The sequence below is a fragment of the Stutzerimonas stutzeri genome, assembly GCF_024448985.1.
Lineage (GTDB): Bacteria > Pseudomonadota > Gammaproteobacteria > Pseudomonadales > Pseudomonadaceae > Stutzerimonas > Stutzerimonas stutzeri_AP.
Genome location: NZ_JAMOII010000009.1, coordinates 32,610 through 50,452 on the forward strand (window position 1 = coordinate 32,610; position 17,843 = coordinate 50,452).

Below are 17,843 nucleotides of genomic sequence, written 5' to 3' on the forward strand. Positions count from 1 at the left end.
TTACGGCTTCAAGCTTCCAGCTGCTTTTTCATCCCTACGCGAGGCCAGACGGTCGGCCAACCGCGTCGGCTCCGGTAGTCGATAGCGAGTGACATAGCGCATCACCAATTGCGGAGCGGTCGCCAAGCTGACCCGGTTGCCGGGCGAAATGATCAGTGGCCGCACCTTGTCCTTGCTGCGCAGCACCGTGCCGATCACCTTGCCGTGCTTGTCCAGCAGATCGACCTGATCGCCGCGCCGCTCGCCGAGCGGTTCATGCAGGCCAGTGAGAATTTTCTTCGCCACGCCGATTGTCGGCAGCCCGGTGATGACGCCCAGATGCGCAGCGATGCCGAGGCCGCGCGGATGCGCAATGCCGTGCCCGTCGGAGAAAATCAGGTCCGGTGTCTGGCCGAGCGAGTCGAGCGCCTGCAACACGGCGGGTAGTTCGCGGAACGACAGCAATCCAGGGATATACGGCATGCTGGTAGGGATCCGCGCCAAGGACTGCGCCAGCGGTTCGAGGGTTTCAGCGTCGAGCAGCACGACGGCGGCGCGGGTGACTTGGCCGCCCTCTTCGAAACCGACATCTACACCGGCGATCAGTCGGAGGGGTCCGAAGTCATCCTCCAGCACCACCTTGCTGGCCAGCTCTTTCTGCATCTCCCGGGCAGAGCCAGGGCTACCATCCCAGCCGCCGAACGCATCGGGGCGAAAGGGTGTTGTATTGACGGTCATGGAAATCCTCTTTGCTAGTTAGATCAGCGACATCATGAGCAGTTCCTCCACCTGAGACTGATTGCGACTAGACAGTCAGCCGAAAAAAGAAGACGCTCCCGCCGAACTACGGCAGTTTTACCCTGCATCGTCCCTATAACAGTCCCTATAACAGTCCCTATAAAAACAATCGAAACACGTAGAAACCACATCCATGCGCAATGCCCAATCGTTGAAACGTATCAGCATTCTGGCCACCGACGGGGTGTTTGCATCCACCCTGATGCATGCCAAGGATTTTTTTCACATGGCCAGCCTGCGCTATGGCAAACAACTAGGGATGGATCTGACGCCAGCTTTCGAGACGGTGCTGGTCAGCCCTGATGGCCGTCCGGTCACTACGTTCAGCGGTGCCATCGTCGCGGTGGACGGCGCGCTGGATGGCGCCGATGCGGTGATATTGCCGGCGTTCTGGGGCGATTTCGATACGCTTGGCCTGCAGTACCCAGAGGTAACGCCCTGGCTGAAGGAACGACACGCGGCCGGCAGCACCATCTGCGGCGAAGCCACCGGCGCATTCTGGATGGCTGCCGCGGGATTGCTCGACGAGCGCGAAGCCACGACTCACTGGCGCTTCGCGCGTGAGTTCGTCGAGCGGTTCCCACGGGTACTCTTTACTCAGGAGAAGCATCTGACCGACAGCGACAATCTGTACTGCGCAGGGGGCACCACTTCGGCGTGCGATCTTTATATGCATCTGGTCGAACGCTTCTGCGGCTCGCATATCGCACAGGGCATGGCCCGCGACGTGCTGTTCGAGGTGCAACGCAACTACAGCCCGGGACGCATCGGCTTTGGTGGCCAGAAGCTCCATCTGGACACCCGCGTGCTACAGATTCAGGAATGGCTCGAGGAGCATTTCGCGGAGAAATTCCGCTTCGAGGACGTGGCGCGGGACCACGGCATGAGCATTCGCAACTTCATGCGACGATTTCAGGCAGCGACCGGCGACAAACCGTTGCACTACCTGCAGCGGTTGCGCATCGAGACAGCCAAAAACCTTCTTTCCACTACCCGCAAAAGCATCAAAACCATCAGCTACGAAGTGGGTTACGACGATGCCAGCTTCTTCGCTCGGCTGTTCCGCCAGCACACCGAGCTATCGCCGAATCGGTATCGGCAGCAGTATCGATATAAGAGCAGCTAGAAGCTGGAAGCTGGAAGCTGGAAGCTGGAAGCTGGAAGCTGGAAGCTGGAAGCCAGTGTGTGGGGCCGGACAGAAGCCGGCCAAGTGCTTTCTTTCAGCTTCAAGCTGCTTCTCTACGGTTTATGCGGTCGAGCCAGATACTCATGCGACTGCATTTCCAGCAGACGGCTGAGGGTGCGCTGGAATTCGAATTCCAGACGGCCGCCGGCATATAGGTCCTTGAGTTCGACTTCGGCTGACAGGATCAACTTGACGTTACGGTCGTAGAACTCGTCGACCATGTTGATGAAGCGCCGCGCCATGTCGTCCTTGGCAACGTCCATCCGCTCGATGTTGGAGACCAGCACCGCATCGAAGATCTTGCCCAGCTCGATATAGTCGTTCTGGCTACGCGGACCATCGCAGAGCTCGCGAAACTCGAACCAGGCGACGCCGCCCGCCGTCTTGCGTGCGACGATCTCGCGGTTTTCGATCATCAGCGCTTCGTTTTCCTGCACCCGGCACTGCTCCGGCAACAGGCTGCGAAAGCTCTTCTCCAGGCTCAGCTCCGCCTCGGCATCGAGCGGGAAGTGGTAGAGCTCGGCCTGTTCGAGCGCGCGCAAGCGATAGTCGATGCCGCTGTCGACGTTGACGATTTCGGTGTGTTTCTTCAAAAGCTCGATTGCCGGAAGGAAGCGGGCCCGCTGCAGACCGTCCTTGTACAGGCCATCCGGAACGATGTTGGAGGTGGCCACTAGACTCACACCGTTCTTGAACAGCTCTTCGAGCAGGGTCGCGAGGATCATCGCGTCGGTGATATCCGACACGAAGAATTCGTCGAAGCAGATCACGCGTGATTCATCGGCGAAGCGCTTGCCGATGATGGTCAGCGGGTTCTTCTCGCCCTTGAGAGTGCGCATTTCCTCGTGCACGCGCTTCATGAAGCGGTGAAAGTGGGTGCGTGTCTTCTGCTCGAATGGCAGCGCGTCGAAGAAGGTGTCGACCAGATAGGTCTTGCCGCGACCAACACCGCCCCAGAAATACAGGCCTTTTACCGGCTCCTGCTGCTTCTTGCCGAACAGCTTGCCCAGCAGCCCGGATTTGTTGCGGTCGTCGGCGAGCAGATCGTCATACAGACGCTGGAGATGGCGCACGGCAGTTTCCTGGGCGGCATCGTGGAAGAAGTCGGGACGTTTCAGGTCTGCCTGATAGCGCTCAAGAGGTGTCATGGCGGGGTCTGGGTAGTGAAACGGGGCCGACACTTTAGCCGTGCCCTCGGTGGTTGGCAATTTACGCAGATCGTTCAAGCGCTTGGGCCTCGAGGAAAACAGGGATCGACAGCGATACACCGTTCAGGCATTGAACGGCGACAGTCCGGAGTTACACGGCAAGTGTCGCCAATGCCTGGCGCAAGCGCAGCATGGCGGCTTCCAGCGCCTGCTCATCGGCGTAGCCGGGGCTGTCGGCGATGCATTCGCCGTCCAGCCACAGCGTGAATTGATTGCTCTCGTCGGCACGGAGTTCCAGCGCGTCCACGCCCTGCGCGATCAGTCGTTGGCTGGTCACACCGATCGCCTTGGGATCGTTGAACGGCCGCGACAACAACAACTCCTCGCCATCGGCGGCGAAAAAGCGGAAACGGAAGCTGCCGTCGTTCTCGCGGAAACTGGCAAAGCGCGCGGCCTTTCCGCCTTTTTTCTTGGCCGGCGCGGTACTCGCCACTTCACTGCGGAAATTACGCAGTCCCACCGCTTCACGCAGCTCGCCGAGAAATGGCGTAGCGATCTTACGCGCCTTGGCGGCACCGGCCTGCAGGATGTCCTCCAGATCGCCGGGGCGCTGCATCAGTGCGTGATAACGCTCGCGTGCTTCGCCCAGTTCGTTGTCGAGCAACTGGAACAGGCGCTGCTTGGCCTCGCCCCAGGCCAGCCCACCGATCAGCTCGGCGCGGAACTCGGCCAGTTGCGCCGGGGTAGCGAAGGCTTGGTAAATAGTGAACAGATGGGAGTCGTCCGGGTCTTTCGGCTCGCCCGGCAGTTTCGAGTCGGTGACGATGCGCGCGATGGTGCTTTTCAGCTCCTTGGCACTGGCGAACAGCGGAATGGTGTTGTCGTAGCTCTTGGACATCTTGCGTCCATCGAGCCCCGGCAAGGTCGCCACGCCTTCCTCGATGATGGCAGCCGGCAGCGTGAAGAACTCTTTGCCATTGCCGAACAGGTGATTGAAGCGCTGAGCGATGTCACGCGCCATCTCCACATGCTGAATCTGGTCACGGCCGACCGGCACCCGGTGCGCATTGAACATGAGGATGTCTGCTGCCATCAGCACCGGATAGCTGAACAATCCCATGGTAACGCCGGCGTCCGGGTCCTCGCCCAGCTCGACATTCTTGTCCACCGACGCCTTGTAGGCATGCGCGCGGTTGAGCAGCCCCTTACCAGCGACGCAGGTCAACAGCCAAGTCAGCTCGGGGATTTCAGGAATGTCGGACTGCCGATAGAAAGTCACCCGATCCGCATCCAGACCACAGGCCAGCCAGGTGGCAGCGATCTCCAAACGCGACTGCTGGATGCGCCGCGGATCATCACACTTGATCAGCGCGTGATAGTCGGCGAGGAAGTAGAAGGAATCGGCATCGGCTTCACGACTGGCCACGATAGCCGGCCGAATGGCCCCGGCATAGTTGCCCAGATGGGGCGTGCCCGTAGTGGTAATGCCGGTAAGGATTCGGGTTTTCATACGATCATCTCGGTTCAGTCAGCGCAAACGGCACGCCGTTGGAAGGCCATTTGAAGGCGGTCACGCAGCGGAGCACTAGGCCAGCCGGGGCGCTACCAGCTCTTTCAGCTCGACCAGCTTGCCGTGGAAAAAGTGGCCGCATTCTGCCACTTTCAGCAGCTCGTGGGGGCGCTGGAGCTCAGCCGAGAACGCGTGCACCGAAGCCGGATCGATGACTTCGTCATCGTCTGGCTGGATAACCACTAACTCACAGCGCTCGGCCAGCGGCTGATCGGCCAGTCGCGAAACCGCGGGCGCGACCATGAATAACCGCTCCAGCGACTCGCCACGGCCTTCGAGTCGGCCGGCCAGCGTGGCCGCTACGAAACCACCGAACGAGAAGCCCAGCAGGGTCAATGGCAACTCGGGATGCTGATCACGAAGCCAGAGCAGGGCAGCTTCGGCGTCATCCACTTCACCGGCATTCATGTCATGGCTGCCGGCGCTGCCGCCAACGCCACGAAAGTTAAAGCGCAGCGTGACGTAGCCGGCATCGCGCGCGGTGCGCTGCAGCGTCGAAACCACCTTGTTGAGCATGGTCCCGCCCTTTACCGGGTTGGGATGACAGATCAGCGCCAGCCCGCGAGCATCGGCTTGATCGAAATACAGGCCTTCCAGCACACCGGCCGGACCGTCGATGGAAATGGGGTTTTCACGTTTCAACAAAGTAACTCCGTGACGTTGGGGCGAGTCGACTCGTCTTGCTTGTACCTGCGACGCGATCGCCGCATCGCGTCGCGGTATACAGCGCAGGTACGAGACGTTAACGTATCAGGCCGTGGGAAAACCACCGCACAGCAGTTGATAGGGCGGTGCAGAGCACCGGATGTCTGCTGCGTCCGGCATCTCACCATCACACCGTTTTCGCTGCCGAACAGCACAGCCGTTTATATAGAGGAAGTACTCGTGGAACAGACCCTCGCGACCTGGTTGCTCCCGATCGTTGGCGTGATTGCCGGCATCGTCATTGGATATCTGATCGCGCGCAACAGCGCACCGAATAGCACGCAGCGTCAGGTGGATGAATTGCAGGAGCGCCTCGATACCTATCAGAGCGAAGTGGTCACGCATTTCAATACGACTGCCAGCCTGCTGCGCAAGCTGACCAACAGCTACCAGGACATGCAGAATCATCTATCCGAAGGCGCCGACAAACTCGCGCTCGACGAACAAACCCGTCAGCGTCTGCTCGCCGCGTTGCATAGCGAGGAAAGCCATAGCCACCGGGAGCGCCTGAGCTCACCGGCATTTACCGAGCCGCCGAAGGACTACGCGCCTAAAGACGGCGACACGCCCGGCACGCTGAACGAAAACTTCGGCCTGAAAAGCCGGCATTGACTCTAAGGCGGCACGTCTCGCGTGCCGCTCCCTCACGCTAGCAGGTCGTTGAAAACGTAGGCGAGGCAGGCAAGACAAGGCAAAAACAGCCGAAGAAGCGGAGTTTAGGTGTTCTAAATGAGCATTCTGAGGCTGTTTTTAACGCCGTATTGCCAACGCAGGTAGTTTCTCAACGGCCTGCTACTGCTTCAGACGCATCGACAGATCAATTGCCCGCACATGCTTGGTCAGTGCACCGATCGAAATATAGTCCACACCGGTTTCAGCAATCGCACGTAGCGTCTCGTCATCGATGCCACCCGATGCCTCCAGCTTTGCCCGCCCCGCCGCGATGCCTACCGCAGCTCTCATGTCAGCCAGGCTCAACTCGTCGAGCATCACGATATCGGCGCCTGCGCGCAGCGCCTGCTCCAGCTCGTCAAGATTCTCGACCTCCACCTCTACCGGCTTGCCTGGCGCGATGCGATGGGCCGCAGCAACGGCTTCGACGATTCCACCACAGGCGGCGATATGGTTTTCCTTGATCAGGAACGCGTCGTACAGGCCGATTCGGTGGTTATGGCAGCCGCCGCACGTCACCGCATATTTCTGGGCCAGGCGCAGGCCCGGAAGAGTTTTACGCGTATCGAGCAGACGGACCCCGGTGCCCTCGACCAGATCCGCGTAATGCCGACAGCGCGTCGCGACGCCGGAGAGCGTCTGAAGAAAATTCAGCGCCGCACGCTCGCCACTGAGCAAAGCGCGCGCAGGCCCCTCAAGATGAAAAAGGACCTGATCGGCCGCGACCTGCTCGCCATCGGCCACATGCCAATGAACCGCCACCCGTGGGTCCAGCTGTCGAAACACCGCGTCGACCCAGGCCGTGCCACTGATTACCGCTGCCTCACGCGTGATGACCGAGGCATACGCGAGCCGTTCGGCAGGGATCAGTTGAGCCGTGATGTCACCGGTACCGACATCTTCTGTCAGCGCTTTACGCACATTGGTTTCGATTTCGGCGGAAAGGTCCGCAAGAGTGATATTGGTCACGACGGGCTCCCATTGAATTCGGCGAGAGTATACGGCGCCGCCCCTTCATGACGCAGCATAGAGCCGCTTGCTAGCAGAATGCTCACTGAGTAGTCGCGCCAGGGCTAATGCCTTTCCGACCGTCTGTAGGAATTTCGGGAAGTATCTGTGAGCCGCATCATGTCTAAGGCAAAACCGCGCTAGGCTAATAAATAAGATGCATGTAATGTCTCCGTTAATTGGCGCCACCAAAATGGCGGCCATTGGCCATGACTGACAAATCGTTGCCCCTGCCCATTAACAGCGGCATGCTACGGGTTGTTGAGCGCTTGCATCAGCAGGCGACCGGAGAGTCTCGATGCGAACTGATGCGAAAGTGGTGCACCTGAAGGCCGCCCCTGAGCAAAAGCAGACCTCACCGACAGGCAGGTTGCCCGTCGCGCTCATTAGCGTCCGCGACAAAGCAGCTCAGCAGCTGCGTCTGGCATTGCAAACGCTGTTCGACAACGCCGACGACTCGCTCTTCGAAATCGCAGACCGCGCCACCAGCAATGCCGAACAGAACGCGTTCTTCGAAGCCATGCGCGATCTGCGGATGAAGCGCCGCGGTATCGAGCGCAGCTTTCTGCAACAGGTTTTCGAATCCTTCTCCAAGCTCAACCAGTACGAAATCGGAAAACCCGCGCCGCAGGAATCGTCATTCGAAAGCCTGGCGCTGGTGCAGAACGACGAACTGGAAGAGTCGGTTGCGATCGACACCATGGTCGCCAAGGTAATGAGCCGCGCCACCCAGCCGCTCAGCCACCTCACCACACGCATGAATGTTCTGGTCAGCAGGAAGCTGGACGACAAGAGCAACCCGCTTGGCCCACAGCAGCTATGCGAATACTTTCTTGAGGCCTGCCGCAACCTGGGCGTCGAGATCAAGGTCAAGCTGATCATTCTCAAATTGTTCGAGCGTTACGTGCTGACGGACCTCGAACAACTTTACGCCGAATCGAACCAGACCCTGATCGCAGCGGGCGTTCTACCGGAACTGCAGTCCAGCCCGCCGCGCCGCTCGTCCAGCCGCCCGAACGCACAGGAAGGCAGCACACAACGATCACTGGGCTCAGGCTTCAATCATTCGCCCACGCATTCAGATGACAGCGCTCACGAAGCGTTTGGCGCACTCCAGACGCTGCTTTCGGAACTGCGCGGAAGCGCACTGCCCGCACGCAACCTGCCTAGCGATGCCATTCCGATTTCCAGCAATGATTTGATGCGACTGCTTTCGCATCTCCAGTCTCGCGCCCCCCAACAGATCGAGGAATACGACCTGCAGGGCCAGCTCGAGCAGCTCTTGCAACGCGTCAGCGCCAGGAGCGGCAAATCTCGCGTGGTCGGAGAGGTCGACGAAGACGTCATCAATCTTGTGTCGATGCTGTTCGAGTTCATCCTCGACGACCGCACCCTGCCCGACTCGCTCAAGGCGCTGATCGGCCGATTGCAGATCCCGGTTCTTAAAGTCGCCGTTCTGGACAAGACTTTCTTCAGTCGCGGTAGTCACCCTGCCCGCCGTCTGCTCAACGAGATCGCCTCGGCCGCCATGGGCTGGGTCGACCAGGATGAAGCGCAGCGCGACAGCCTGTATCAGAAGATCGAGCAGATCGTGGCTCGCCTGCTGAATGACTTCGTCGACGATCCTGCCATTTTCTCCGAATTGCTTGCCGACTTCCTCGCTTTTACAGGAGACGAGCGCCGTCGCAGCGAGCTGCTTGAGCAGCGCACGCGAGACGCCGAAGAAGGACGCGCCAAGGCCGAAATGGCCCGCCAGGAAGTAGAACACGCCCTCAACGAACGCCTGCTTGGCAGAACCCTCCCTGAGGTAGTGGTCCGGCTGCTGCAGGAAGCATGGAGCAAGGTTCTGTTGTTGACCTGCCTGAAAAACGGCACTCAATCCAAGCAATGGCGGGACGCCTTGGCGACGATGGACGACCTGATCTGGAGCGTTACGCCTCATGAGGATCCAACGTCCCGGGAAAGGCTGCTCGAGCTGGTTCCGAGCCTACTGAAGAATCTTCGTGAAGGCCTGGTCAGCGCAGCATTCGACCCCTTCTCCACCAGCGATTTCTTCACCCAGCTTGAAGCGCTGCATGTCCAGACCCTGCAGCAGCTCAACCAGCCTACTTCAAATAGTGCCCCGCTCGCGCACGGTGAGATCATCACCGAACCGAAGCTGGAGCTGCCGCCGCGCGATGAATACCCCGCCGAAGCCCCCACCACGGCGATGGTCGAGGTCAGCGAGGAGATCGTGCTGTTAGCGCCTGGTGAAAGCCGGGAAAAGGAACCCGAGATAAACCTGGCGGACAATGATGAAGCGCTGATACAGGTTGATAATCTACGGGTCGGTAGCTGGGTCGAATTTCAGGAAGACGAGGACCACAAGCTACGTTGCAAGCTGGCCGCGGTGATCAAGCCCACCGGCAAATATATCTTCGTCAACCGCACCGGCATGAAGGTTCTGGAAAAGACTCGCATGGGGCTCGCCACAGAGTTCCGTCGCGGCGCAATCCGCCTACTCAACGATGCCCTGCTTTTCGATCGCGCACTGGAATCGGTGATCGGAAACCTTCGCAGCCTGAAGAGCAGCGGGCGCTAAGTGCAACCGGCGTGTCGGCTGAGGCCTGCATGCCCTCCTTTCGTTGTCCGCAGCTGCATCACACAGCCTCCGTCCCGCTTCGATACCCGCCCTCATTTGTCGCCGCGCTTGGCATTTGCCGTCGCGCCGCTAGAATGCCCGCATATCCTTCGAGGTGCGTATGCCCAGCCGCCTGAACCCCGACGACCAAAAACGCGTTGACCAATACCTCAGCGCGCCACAGCACCAAGTCGAGCGCCGCCCCTTTCGGCCCTGGCTGCTCCTTGCGCTGATACTCGTCACGGTCATCGGCCTGGGCTTATTGAGCCGCCTCCTCAGCCGCCTGGTGTCATGAGTATCGCCCAGATGAGCGACCGAATTCCGCAAAGCCTTATGAGTCCATCCCATGACACACCGTATCGTAATCGTCGGCGGCGGCGCCGGCGGCCTGGAGCTTGCCACCCGCCTGGGTAGAACGTTGGGTACGCGCCGCAAGGCGCGCATCACCCTGATCGACGCCAATCTGACGCATATCTGGAAGCCACTGCTGCATGAGGTCGCTGCCGGCTCGCTGAACTCGTCCGCCGATGAGCTCAATTATGTCGCACAAGCCAAATGGAACCATTTCGAGTTCCAGCTCGGCCGTATGAGCGGTCTTGAGCGGGAGCGCAAATGCGTACACCTTGCCGCCTCGCTCGACGAACACGGCGCCGTGCTGGTACCGGCTCGCACGCTCAGCTACGACACCCTGGTGATCGCGGTCGGTAGCACTACCAATGACTTCGGCACCAAAGGCGCAGCCGAACACTGCATTTTCCTCGACACCCGTGAGCAGGCTGAGCGCTTTCACCGCCGCCTGCTCAGCCACTACATGCACGCCCACGCCAGCGAAGGCCGCCACGGCACGATCAACATGGCGATCGTCGGCGCGGGCGCTACCGGGGTAGAACTCGCCGCCGAGCTCCACCATGCCGCGCGCGAACTCGCCGCCTACGGCCTGGATGGCATCAAACCGGAAAATGTCCATATCACGCTTATCGAGGCTGGCCCGAGGGTTCTGCCGGCGCTGCCGGAGCGCATCAGCCAACCTGTACATCAGACGCTACAGAACCTGGGCGTGACCGTGCTGACCAACGCTGCCGTGAGCGAGGTAACCGAGGAAGGTCTGCATACCAACAATGGCGACTTTATAGCGGCGACCCTGAAAGTCTGGGCGGCCGGTATCCGAGCGCCGAGCTTCCTGCACGAAATCGACGGCCTGGAAACCAACCGGATCAATCAGCTGCAAGTGTTGCCGACCCTGCAAACCAGCCGCGACGAGAATATATTCGCCTTCGGCGACTGCGCCGCATGCCCGCAGCAGGACAGCGACCGCAACGTACCGCCGCGCGCGCAGGCCGCGCACCAGCAGGCCTCGCTGCTCGCCAAATCCATCGCCCGCCGCTTGGAGGGCCAAAGCCTGCCGAGCTACCGCTACCGTGATTACGGCTCGCTGATTTCGCTCTCGAGCTTCTCTGCGGTCGGCAATCTGATGGGCAATCTCACGGGCAACGTCATGCTCGAGGGCTGGCTGGCGCGGATGTTCTATGTCTCGTTATACCGAATGCATCAGATCGCACTGTATGGAGTGGCTCGTACCACGCTGATGATGATCGGCGACAAGCTCAGCACCAGTACCGTACCGCGCCTGAAACTGCACTGAAGCTCATGCCCATGGGTCTGTTCCCGCTCGGCGCGAGCATGACTCATGGCGCCACTTCCCGACTGCCGATGCAGCAGGGCCTCGCCCTATAGAAAACCCGCGTGCGGGTTAGCGATTGCGCGCAGTGCTTCGCCAATATATGCGCAAGAGAACGATAACGGCCGCGATTTGAGTTGTGGGATAGCGAGTCGCACGTTCGCGAGCAAGCTCGCCCCTGCAAGTGACCTTCGATAAACGCGCACAAGAAAAAGCCGGAAGACCCTCGCGGCTCTTCCGGCTCTCGTGCGCCTTCGGCGCTATTTGGTGGGTCGTGTAGGATTCGAACCTACGACCAATTGGTTAAAAGCCAACTGCTCTACCAACTGAGCTAACGACCCAAAAATGGTCGGGGTAGGGGGATTCGAACTCCCGACATCCTGCTCCCAAAGCAGGCGCGCTACCGGACTGCGCTATACCCCGATTGGAAATTGGCTCCGCGACCTGGACTCGAACCAGGGACCCAATGATTAACAGTCATTTGCTCTACCGACTGAGCTATCGCGGAACTATCATTTCCAGCTCTTCGGATGGTTCGCTGTGATGCTTTGCAAACCCCCCTCAGAGGCGCGCCATTTTACGGTTCTCGACGCGCCTGTCAACAGAAAAAATGCGATTTACTACAACGCGTTGCGAGCTCAGCCGACTCGCGACGAGCGACACCCAAGCCTTGCCGCAATATCGACAGAGCCACCTTGGTTGGGTGGCCCTGCCGCAGGTCTCAAGCCTTGGCGAAGCGAATCTCATCGCCCTCCACTTTGCCGGCTATGCTGGTCCCCGGCTCGAATGCGCCAGAAAGGATGTCCTGAGCGAGTGGGTTTTCGATCCAGCGCTGGATGGCGCGCTTCAGGGGCCGCGCCCCATAGACCGGGTCATAGCCAACAGCGACCAGCTTGCTCATCGCCTCGTCGCTGAGCTCCAGGCTCAACTCGCGCTCAGCCAGACGCTGCCGCAAGCGGCCCAGCTGAATCTGAGCGATACCCGCGATTTGCTCGCGCGCCAGAGGATCGAACACCACCACTTCATCGATGCGGTTGATGAATTCCGGCCGGAAATGGCTGCTTACCGCGTCCATGACCGCCGCCCGCTGCGCATCGGGGTCACCCACCAGATCCTGGATCTGGCTCGATCCCAGATTCGAAGTCATCACGATTACCGTGTTGCGGAAATCCACCGTACGCCCGTGGCTGTCGGTCAGACGACCATCCTCAAGCACTTGCAGAAGAATGTTGAAGACGTCCGGGTGAGCCTTCTCGACCTCATCCAGCAGTACCACCGAGTATGGTTTGCGACGGACCGCCTCGGTTAGGTAACCGCCCTCTTCGTACCCCACATAGCCCGGCGGGGCACCGATCAGCCGCGCCACCGAATGCTTTTCCATGAACTCGGACATGTCGATGCGGATCATCGCCTCCTCGGTATCGAAGAGGAATTCGGCCAGCGCCTTGCACAATTCGGTCTTGCCCACACCGGTCGGGCCGAGGAATAGGAAGGAGCCACTGGGGCGATTCGGATCGGCCAGCCCGGCACGCGAGCGGCGCACCGCATTGGCCACCGAAACCACCGCTTCGTGCTGCCCGATCACGCGCTGGTGCAGCAAATCCTCCATCTTCAGCAGCTTCTCGCGCTCGCCTTCGAGCATTTTCGAGACCGGAATGCCGGTCCATTTCGAGACGACCTCGGCGATCTCTTCATCGGTCACCTTGTTGCGCAGCAACTGGTTCTCCGCCTTGCCGTGCTGGTCGACCATCTGCAAGCTGCGCTCCAGATCCGGAATGATGCCGTACTGCAGTTCGGCCATACGCGCCAGGTCGCCCTTGCGTCGTGCGGCTTCGAGTTCGGCCTTGGCCTGCTCGATCCTTTGATGCATCTGGGCGGAGCCCTGCACCTCGGCTTTTTCCGATTTCCAGATTTCTTCCAGATCGGCGTATTCGCGCTCCAGCTTGACGATTTCCTCGTCGAGCTTGGCCAGGCGCTTGCGGGTCGCCTCGTCGTCTTCGTTCTTCAGTGCCTCGCGCTCGATCTTCAGCTGGATCAAGCGTCGATCGAGGCGATCCAATTCCTCAGGCTTGGAGTCGATTTCCATGCGAATGCGGCTACCTGCCTCGTCGATCAGATCGATGGCCTTGTCCGGCAGCTGCCGATCGGTAATGTAGCGGTGCGAGAGCTTCGCGGCGGCGATGATCGCGCCGTCGGTGATGGATACGCCGTGATGCACCTCGTAGCGTTCCTTCAGGCCGCGCAGGATGGCGATGGTGTCTTCTTCGCTCGGCTCATCGACCTGAACGCGCTGAAAGCGCCGCTCCAGCGCCGCGTCCTTCTCGATGTACTGGCGATACTCATCCAGCGTGGTGGCACCGACGCAATGCAGCTCGCCACGCGCCAGTGCCGGTTTGAGCATGTTGCCGGCATCCATGGCGCCCTCGGCCTTGCCGGCACCGACCATGGTGTGCAGCTCGTCGATAAACAGAATGACCCGACCTTCCTGCTTGGACAGTTCATTGAGCACGGCCTTGAGGCGCTCCTCGAACTCGCCGCGGAACTTGGCGCCAGCGATCAATGCGCCCATGTCCAACGCTAGCAAGCGCTTGTCCTTGAGGCCGTCGGGCACCTCGCCGTTGACGATGCGCTGGGCCAGCCCCTCGACGATGGCAGTCTTGCCGACACCAGGCTCGCCGATGAGCACCGGGTTGTTCTTGGTGCGCCGCTGCAGCACCTGGATGGTTCGGCGAATCTCGTCGTCGCGGCCGATCACCGGGTCGAGCTTGCCGTCTTCGGCGCGCCTGGTCATGTCGACGGTGTATTTATCCAGTGCCTGACGCGACTCCTCCACATTGGGGTCGTTGACCGCATCGCCACCGCGCAGGTTGGAGATAGCGTTTTCCAGCGCTTTCTTGCTCACGCCTTGGGCCAGCAGCAGCTTGCCCAGCCGGGTGTTGCTGTCGAGCGCAGCGAGCAACACTAATTCGCTGGAAATGTACTGATCACCCTTCTGCTGCGCCAAGCGGTCGGCCTGGTTGAGCAGACGTGCCAGATCCTGCGACATGTTCATGTCACCCGTGGGGTTCTGTAGTTTGGGCAGCTGATCCAGCTCTTTGGTCAAGGCCTGGCGCAAGCCATTGATGTCAAACCCCACCTGCATCAGCAGCGACCTGATCGAACCGCCCTGCTGATCGAGCAGCGCCTGCATCAAATGCAGCGGCTCGATGGAGGGGTGATCAAGACCGACGGCGATGGATTGGGCATCGGAGAGGGCAAGCTGCAGCTTGCTGGTCAAACGATCGATACGCATGTAGTCACCTTTCAGTAAGGCAGGCCGGCGCACTCAATCGCACCTCGAACGAAAGCCTGCGAGATGGAAACTTAGATGAGGCTGATTGTGAGAGATTCAAGCCGGATGAGGCTGATGCATGTCATGGCTGGGGCTGTAACCTGCCGGCATGGGGTTGCCAGACGCGCCGTTGCAGCTCCAGCTTGCTGCTCTTTAGCCATCGATCCAGACTAGGCTGGCGAAGCGTCCGGTACGAGCAGCCCGACGATATGAATAGAAGCGAGGGTCAGTCACGGTACAAAAGCCTCCCCCGAAGACCCTGGTGACACCGTAGGCAGCAAGCCGGATGCGGGCGAGCTGATAGATATCAGCCATGTAGCGTCCTGCGTTGCGGCTGGGTACGAACGCTTCGGCTGCGATGGCGTGCTGCGACACGAACGCCTCGCGCACTTCGGCGCCGACCTCGAATGCAGCAGGTCCGATCGCCGGGCCGAGCCAGGCCATCAACTTCGCATCTGACCCGCCCATCGCCGCCACGGTCGCCTCCAGCACGCCGCCGGCCAATCCGCGCCAGCCTGCATGCGCGGCCGCTACCCGGGTCCCGCTGAGGTTGCAGAACAACACAGGCAGGCAATCGGCGGTCAGTACGGCGCTGGCGATACCCTGTGCGCCCGTCCAGCTGGCATCAGCGACGGGACAGGCATTCGGATCAGCTTCGACGACAGTGCTCGAATGCACCTGACTCATCCAGGCCGGCTGACAACCGAGCAGCTGCTGCAAGCACTGCCGATTTGCAGCCACAGCGGCTGGATTATCGTCGACGTGATCACCCAGGTTGAAGCTGTCGAAAGGCGCCTGACTCGCCCCGCCGTTGCGGGTGGTGACACAGGCCCGCACGTGCTGCGGGGCTGGCCAGTCGGGGAAGATCCAGTCGCCAGCCCAGCCGTTCACCCGACGAACGCCTCGCGATCCTGCTGCAGCAGTGTCAGCAACCAGACGAAATCATCCGGCAATGGCGATTCCCATTTCAGCCGCTCACCACTGACCGGATGGTCCAGTTCGAGAAACCGCGCGTGCAGCGCCTGTCGCGGGAAATCGCGCAGCGTCTGCACCATGGTCGGGTTCGCCGCCGGCGGAATACGGAAGCGCCCGCTATACAAAGGATCGCCCACCAGCGGATAGCCGAGATGGGTCATGTGTACACGAATCTGGTGAGTGCGGCCGGTTTCCAGCTTGACCCGGACATGGGTGTGCGAGCGGAAGCGCTCCAGCACTCGATAGTGGCTGACTGCAGGCTTGCCGCCTTCGACCACCGCCATGCGTTGGCGCTGCTGGCCGTGCCGGCCGATGGGCGCATCGACAGTACCGCCGGTGATGATCACACCAATGACGATGGCTTCATAGATGCGGCTGACGCTGCGCGCCTGCAGCTGCTCGACCAGGCGCGTCTGCGCCTGCAGCGTCTTGGCCACGACCATCAGCCCCGTCGTGTCCTTGTCCAGACGATGCACTATGCCGGCGCGCGGCACATTGATCAGATCCGGCACATGGTGCAGCAGTGCATTGAGCAGCGTGCCATCGGCATGCCCTGCCGCGGGATGCACCACCAGACCAGACGGTTTGTTCAGCACCAGGATGTGCTCGTCCTCGAAGACGATATCCAGGGGAATATCCTGCGCCACCCACTCGCCCTGAGCCTGTTGCTCGGCGGAAAGCTCCAGAACCGCGCCCGCATGCACCGTGTCGCGGGGGCGTAACGCGGCGCCGTCTACCGTCAGCCGCCCGTCCTTGATCCAGGCCGCGAGGCGCGAACGGGAATGTTCCGAAAAAAGCTGAGCCGCGACCTGATCGAGGCGCTGCCCGCCGAGGTCGAACGGCACCTCGGCGCGAAGGTGAATGGCCTGAGTCGAGATCGTGGACATAATTAAGGGCGCTTCATAAAGGAGGGAAAAGGCAAGGGTGCGGCAGTTAGGCCAGCCTGACGAGCGATTATCGACCGGGTGCCGCGCAGGGCCAATGCCAAAGCAGGCTGACGTACAAGAAGGGCCGACCTGTGATAGCGGCGCAGGCGGAGCCTTTGGTTTCGGCAACACGCTTGTGTTTAAATACGGCGTCTTTGTCCCGGCCAGCCGGGGCGCTCATCATAACAGGACGGCTCAGCGCGAGACAGCCAGCCGTCACAGGGACGCAAGCCGCCATGCAAGTGAAACACCTGCTGCTGATCGCCATTTTCGCCCTCACCGCTGCCTGCTCATCGAACGAAACCATCAGCGAAAACCTCGGCGAAGCGGAACTGTACCGGCAGGCACAGGCCGACCTGGACAACAAGAGCTATACCAGCGCCATTAACAAACTGAAGACTCTTGAGTCCCGCTATCCCTTCGGCCGCTTCGCCGAACAGGCGCAGCTGGAACTGATCTACGCTTACTATCGCAACACCGAGCCTGAAGCCGCGCGCTCCTCGGCTGAACGCTTCATTCGGCTGCACCCGCAGCATCCGAGCGTCGATTACGCCTACTACCTGAAGGGCCTGGCCTCGTTCGACCAGGACCGTGGTCTGCTCGCACGCTTTCTGCCGCTGGACATGACCAAGCGTGATCCGGGAGCCGCACGCGATTCCTTCAACGAATTCGCACAACTGACCACACGCTTCCCGAATAGCCGCTACGCCCCAGATGCCAAGGCACGCATGGTCTATCTGCGTAACCTGCTGGCGGCCAACGAAATCCATGTCGCCGACTACTACTTGCGTCGTCAGGCCTATGTCGCTGCGGCCAACCGCGGCCGTTACGTGGTGGAAAACTTCCAGGGCACGCCCGCTGTCGGCGATGGCCTGGCCGTCATGACGGAAGCCTACCAGCGCCTGGGGCTCGACGACCTCGCTGGCACCAGCCTGGAAACACTGAAGCTCAACTACCCGCAGCATCCTAGCCTGGAAGACGGCGAGTTCGTGCCGCGCGAGGAGGAAGCCGACAACCGTGGCTGGTTGTCTCGCGCTACGCTTGGCCTGATCGAAACGGAAAACAAGGTTCCGGACAGCTCGCAATCCAACCGCGACGTCGTACGCCAGTACGAAAACGCCGCACAGGATCTGCCTGACGAACTGCGCCCCGTCCTGCGGGAGGCAGAAGCCGAAGCGGAAAACGAGCAAGAAGGTGAAGGCCGCTCCTGGTGGAGTTATCTGACCTTCGGCCTATTCGACTAAGGC

Annotated in this window: 14 protein-coding genes and 3 tRNA genes; 6 read left to right on the forward strand and 11 right to left on the reverse strand. The window is 60.6% G+C overall.

Translation table 11 applies throughout. The features are described 5' to 3' along the window. Complete coding sequence (gene nfi / locus NA647_RS11870) at positions 1-717, reverse strand: deoxyribonuclease V (RefSeq protein WP_256057884.1); 717 nt, start codon at positions 715-717, stop codon at positions 1-3. A 193-nt stretch (positions 718-910) separates the two neighbouring features. Here nfi and NA647_RS11875 point away from each other — a divergent pair, with 193 nt between their 5' ends. Next, positions 911-1,903, forward strand: a complete 993-nt coding sequence (locus NA647_RS11875) for a GlxA family transcriptional regulator (protein ID WP_256057885.1) — start codon at positions 911-913, stop codon at positions 1,901-1,903. Positions 1,904-2,016: 113 nt separating this feature from the next. Here NA647_RS11875 and zapE read toward each other — a convergent pair whose 3' ends face one another. From zapE to NA647_RS11890, 3 genes are all read right to left on the reverse strand, one after another. After that, positions 2,017-3,111 carry a cell division protein ZapE gene (gene zapE / locus NA647_RS11880; RefSeq protein WP_256057886.1) on the reverse strand — a complete coding sequence of 365 codons (1,095 nt, stop codon included), beginning with the start codon at positions 3,109-3,111 and terminating at the stop codon, positions 2,017-2,019. Between the two features lie 151 nt (positions 3,112-3,262). Then, a complete protein-coding gene (locus NA647_RS11885) occupies positions 3,263-4,621 on the reverse strand; it encodes a tryptophan--tRNA ligase (protein WP_256057887.1) in 1,359 nt (452 codons plus the stop codon). Between the two features lie 75 nt (positions 4,622-4,696). Next, positions 4,697-5,326, reverse strand: coding sequence for an alpha/beta hydrolase (locus tag NA647_RS11890; protein WP_256057888.1), 630 nt, complete (start codon positions 5,324-5,326; stop codon positions 4,697-4,699). Positions 5,327-5,566: 240 nt separating this feature from the next. Here NA647_RS11890 and NA647_RS11895 point away from each other — a divergent pair, with 240 nt between their 5' ends. Then, entirely contained in the window at positions 5,567-5,998 is a 432-nt protein-coding gene (locus NA647_RS11895; RefSeq protein WP_181099948.1) for a YhcB family protein, read from the forward strand. A gap of 180 nt (positions 5,999-6,178) precedes the next feature. Here the strand turns inward: NA647_RS11895 and nadC are convergent, their stop codons facing one another. Next, positions 6,179-7,027 carry a carboxylating nicotinate-nucleotide diphosphorylase gene (gene nadC / locus NA647_RS11900; protein WP_256048409.1) on the reverse strand — a complete coding sequence of 283 codons (849 nt, stop codon included), beginning with the start codon at positions 7,025-7,027 and terminating at the stop codon, positions 6,179-6,181. 337 nt (positions 7,028-7,364) lie between these two features. Here nadC and NA647_RS11905 point away from each other — a divergent pair, with 337 nt between their 5' ends. The 3 genes from NA647_RS11905 (at position 7,365) to NA647_RS11915 (ending at position 11,328) form a co-directional block, all read left to right on the forward strand. Beyond that, a complete protein-coding gene (locus NA647_RS11905) occupies positions 7,365-9,647 on the forward strand; it encodes a DUF1631 domain-containing protein (protein ID WP_256057889.1) in 2,283 nt (760 codons plus the stop codon). A 160-nt stretch (positions 9,648-9,807) separates the two neighbouring features. After that, on the forward strand, positions 9,808-9,981 hold the full coding sequence (locus tag NA647_RS11910; protein ID WP_256048411.1) for a DUF3094 family protein: 174 nt from the start codon (positions 9,808-9,810) through the stop codon (positions 9,979-9,981). A gap of 51 nt (positions 9,982-10,032) precedes the next feature. Continuing rightward, positions 10,033-11,328 carry an NAD(P)/FAD-dependent oxidoreductase gene (locus NA647_RS11915; RefSeq protein WP_256057890.1) on the forward strand — a complete coding sequence of 432 codons (1,296 nt, stop codon included), beginning with the start codon at positions 10,033-10,035 and terminating at the stop codon, positions 11,326-11,328. Positions 11,329-11,629: 301 nt separating this feature from the next. On the opposite strand, the gene NA647_RS11920 is transcribed toward NA647_RS11915, so the two are convergent. The 6 genes from NA647_RS11920 to rluD all read right to left on the reverse strand — a co-directional run bounded on the left by NA647_RS11920 (position 11,630) and on the right by rluD (position 16,557). Continuing rightward, a tRNA-Lys gene (locus NA647_RS11920) sits at positions 11,630-11,705 on the reverse strand. Positions 11,706-11,710: 5 nt separating this feature from the next. Then, positions 11,711-11,787, reverse strand: a tRNA-Pro gene (locus tag NA647_RS11925). A 9-nt stretch (positions 11,788-11,796) separates the two neighbouring features. After that, positions 11,797-11,872: transfer RNA gene (locus NA647_RS11930), tRNA-Asn, on the reverse strand. Between the two features lie 213 nt (positions 11,873-12,085). Continuing rightward, entirely contained in the window at positions 12,086-14,656 is a 2,571-nt protein-coding gene (clpB, locus tag NA647_RS11935) for an ATP-dependent chaperone ClpB (protein WP_256057891.1), read from the reverse strand. A gap of 192 nt (positions 14,657-14,848) precedes the next feature. Beyond that, positions 14,849-15,586, reverse strand: coding sequence for a peptidoglycan editing factor PgeF (pgeF, locus tag NA647_RS11940; protein ID WP_256057892.1), 738 nt, complete (start codon positions 15,584-15,586; stop codon positions 14,849-14,851). Further along, entirely contained in the window at positions 15,583-16,557 is a 975-nt protein-coding gene (gene rluD, locus NA647_RS11945; RefSeq protein WP_256057893.1) for a 23S rRNA pseudouridine(1911/1915/1917) synthase RluD, read from the reverse strand. The genes pgeF and rluD overlap by 4 nt, the downstream gene beginning before the upstream one ends. A gap of 275 nt (positions 16,558-16,832) precedes the next feature. Between rluD and NA647_RS11950 the strand changes: the two genes are divergently transcribed. Continuing rightward, on the forward strand, positions 16,833-17,840 hold the full coding sequence (locus NA647_RS11950) for an outer membrane protein assembly factor BamD (protein ID WP_256057894.1): 1,008 nt from the start codon (positions 16,833-16,835) through the stop codon (positions 17,838-17,840). Positions 17,841-17,843 lie beyond the last annotated feature (3 nt).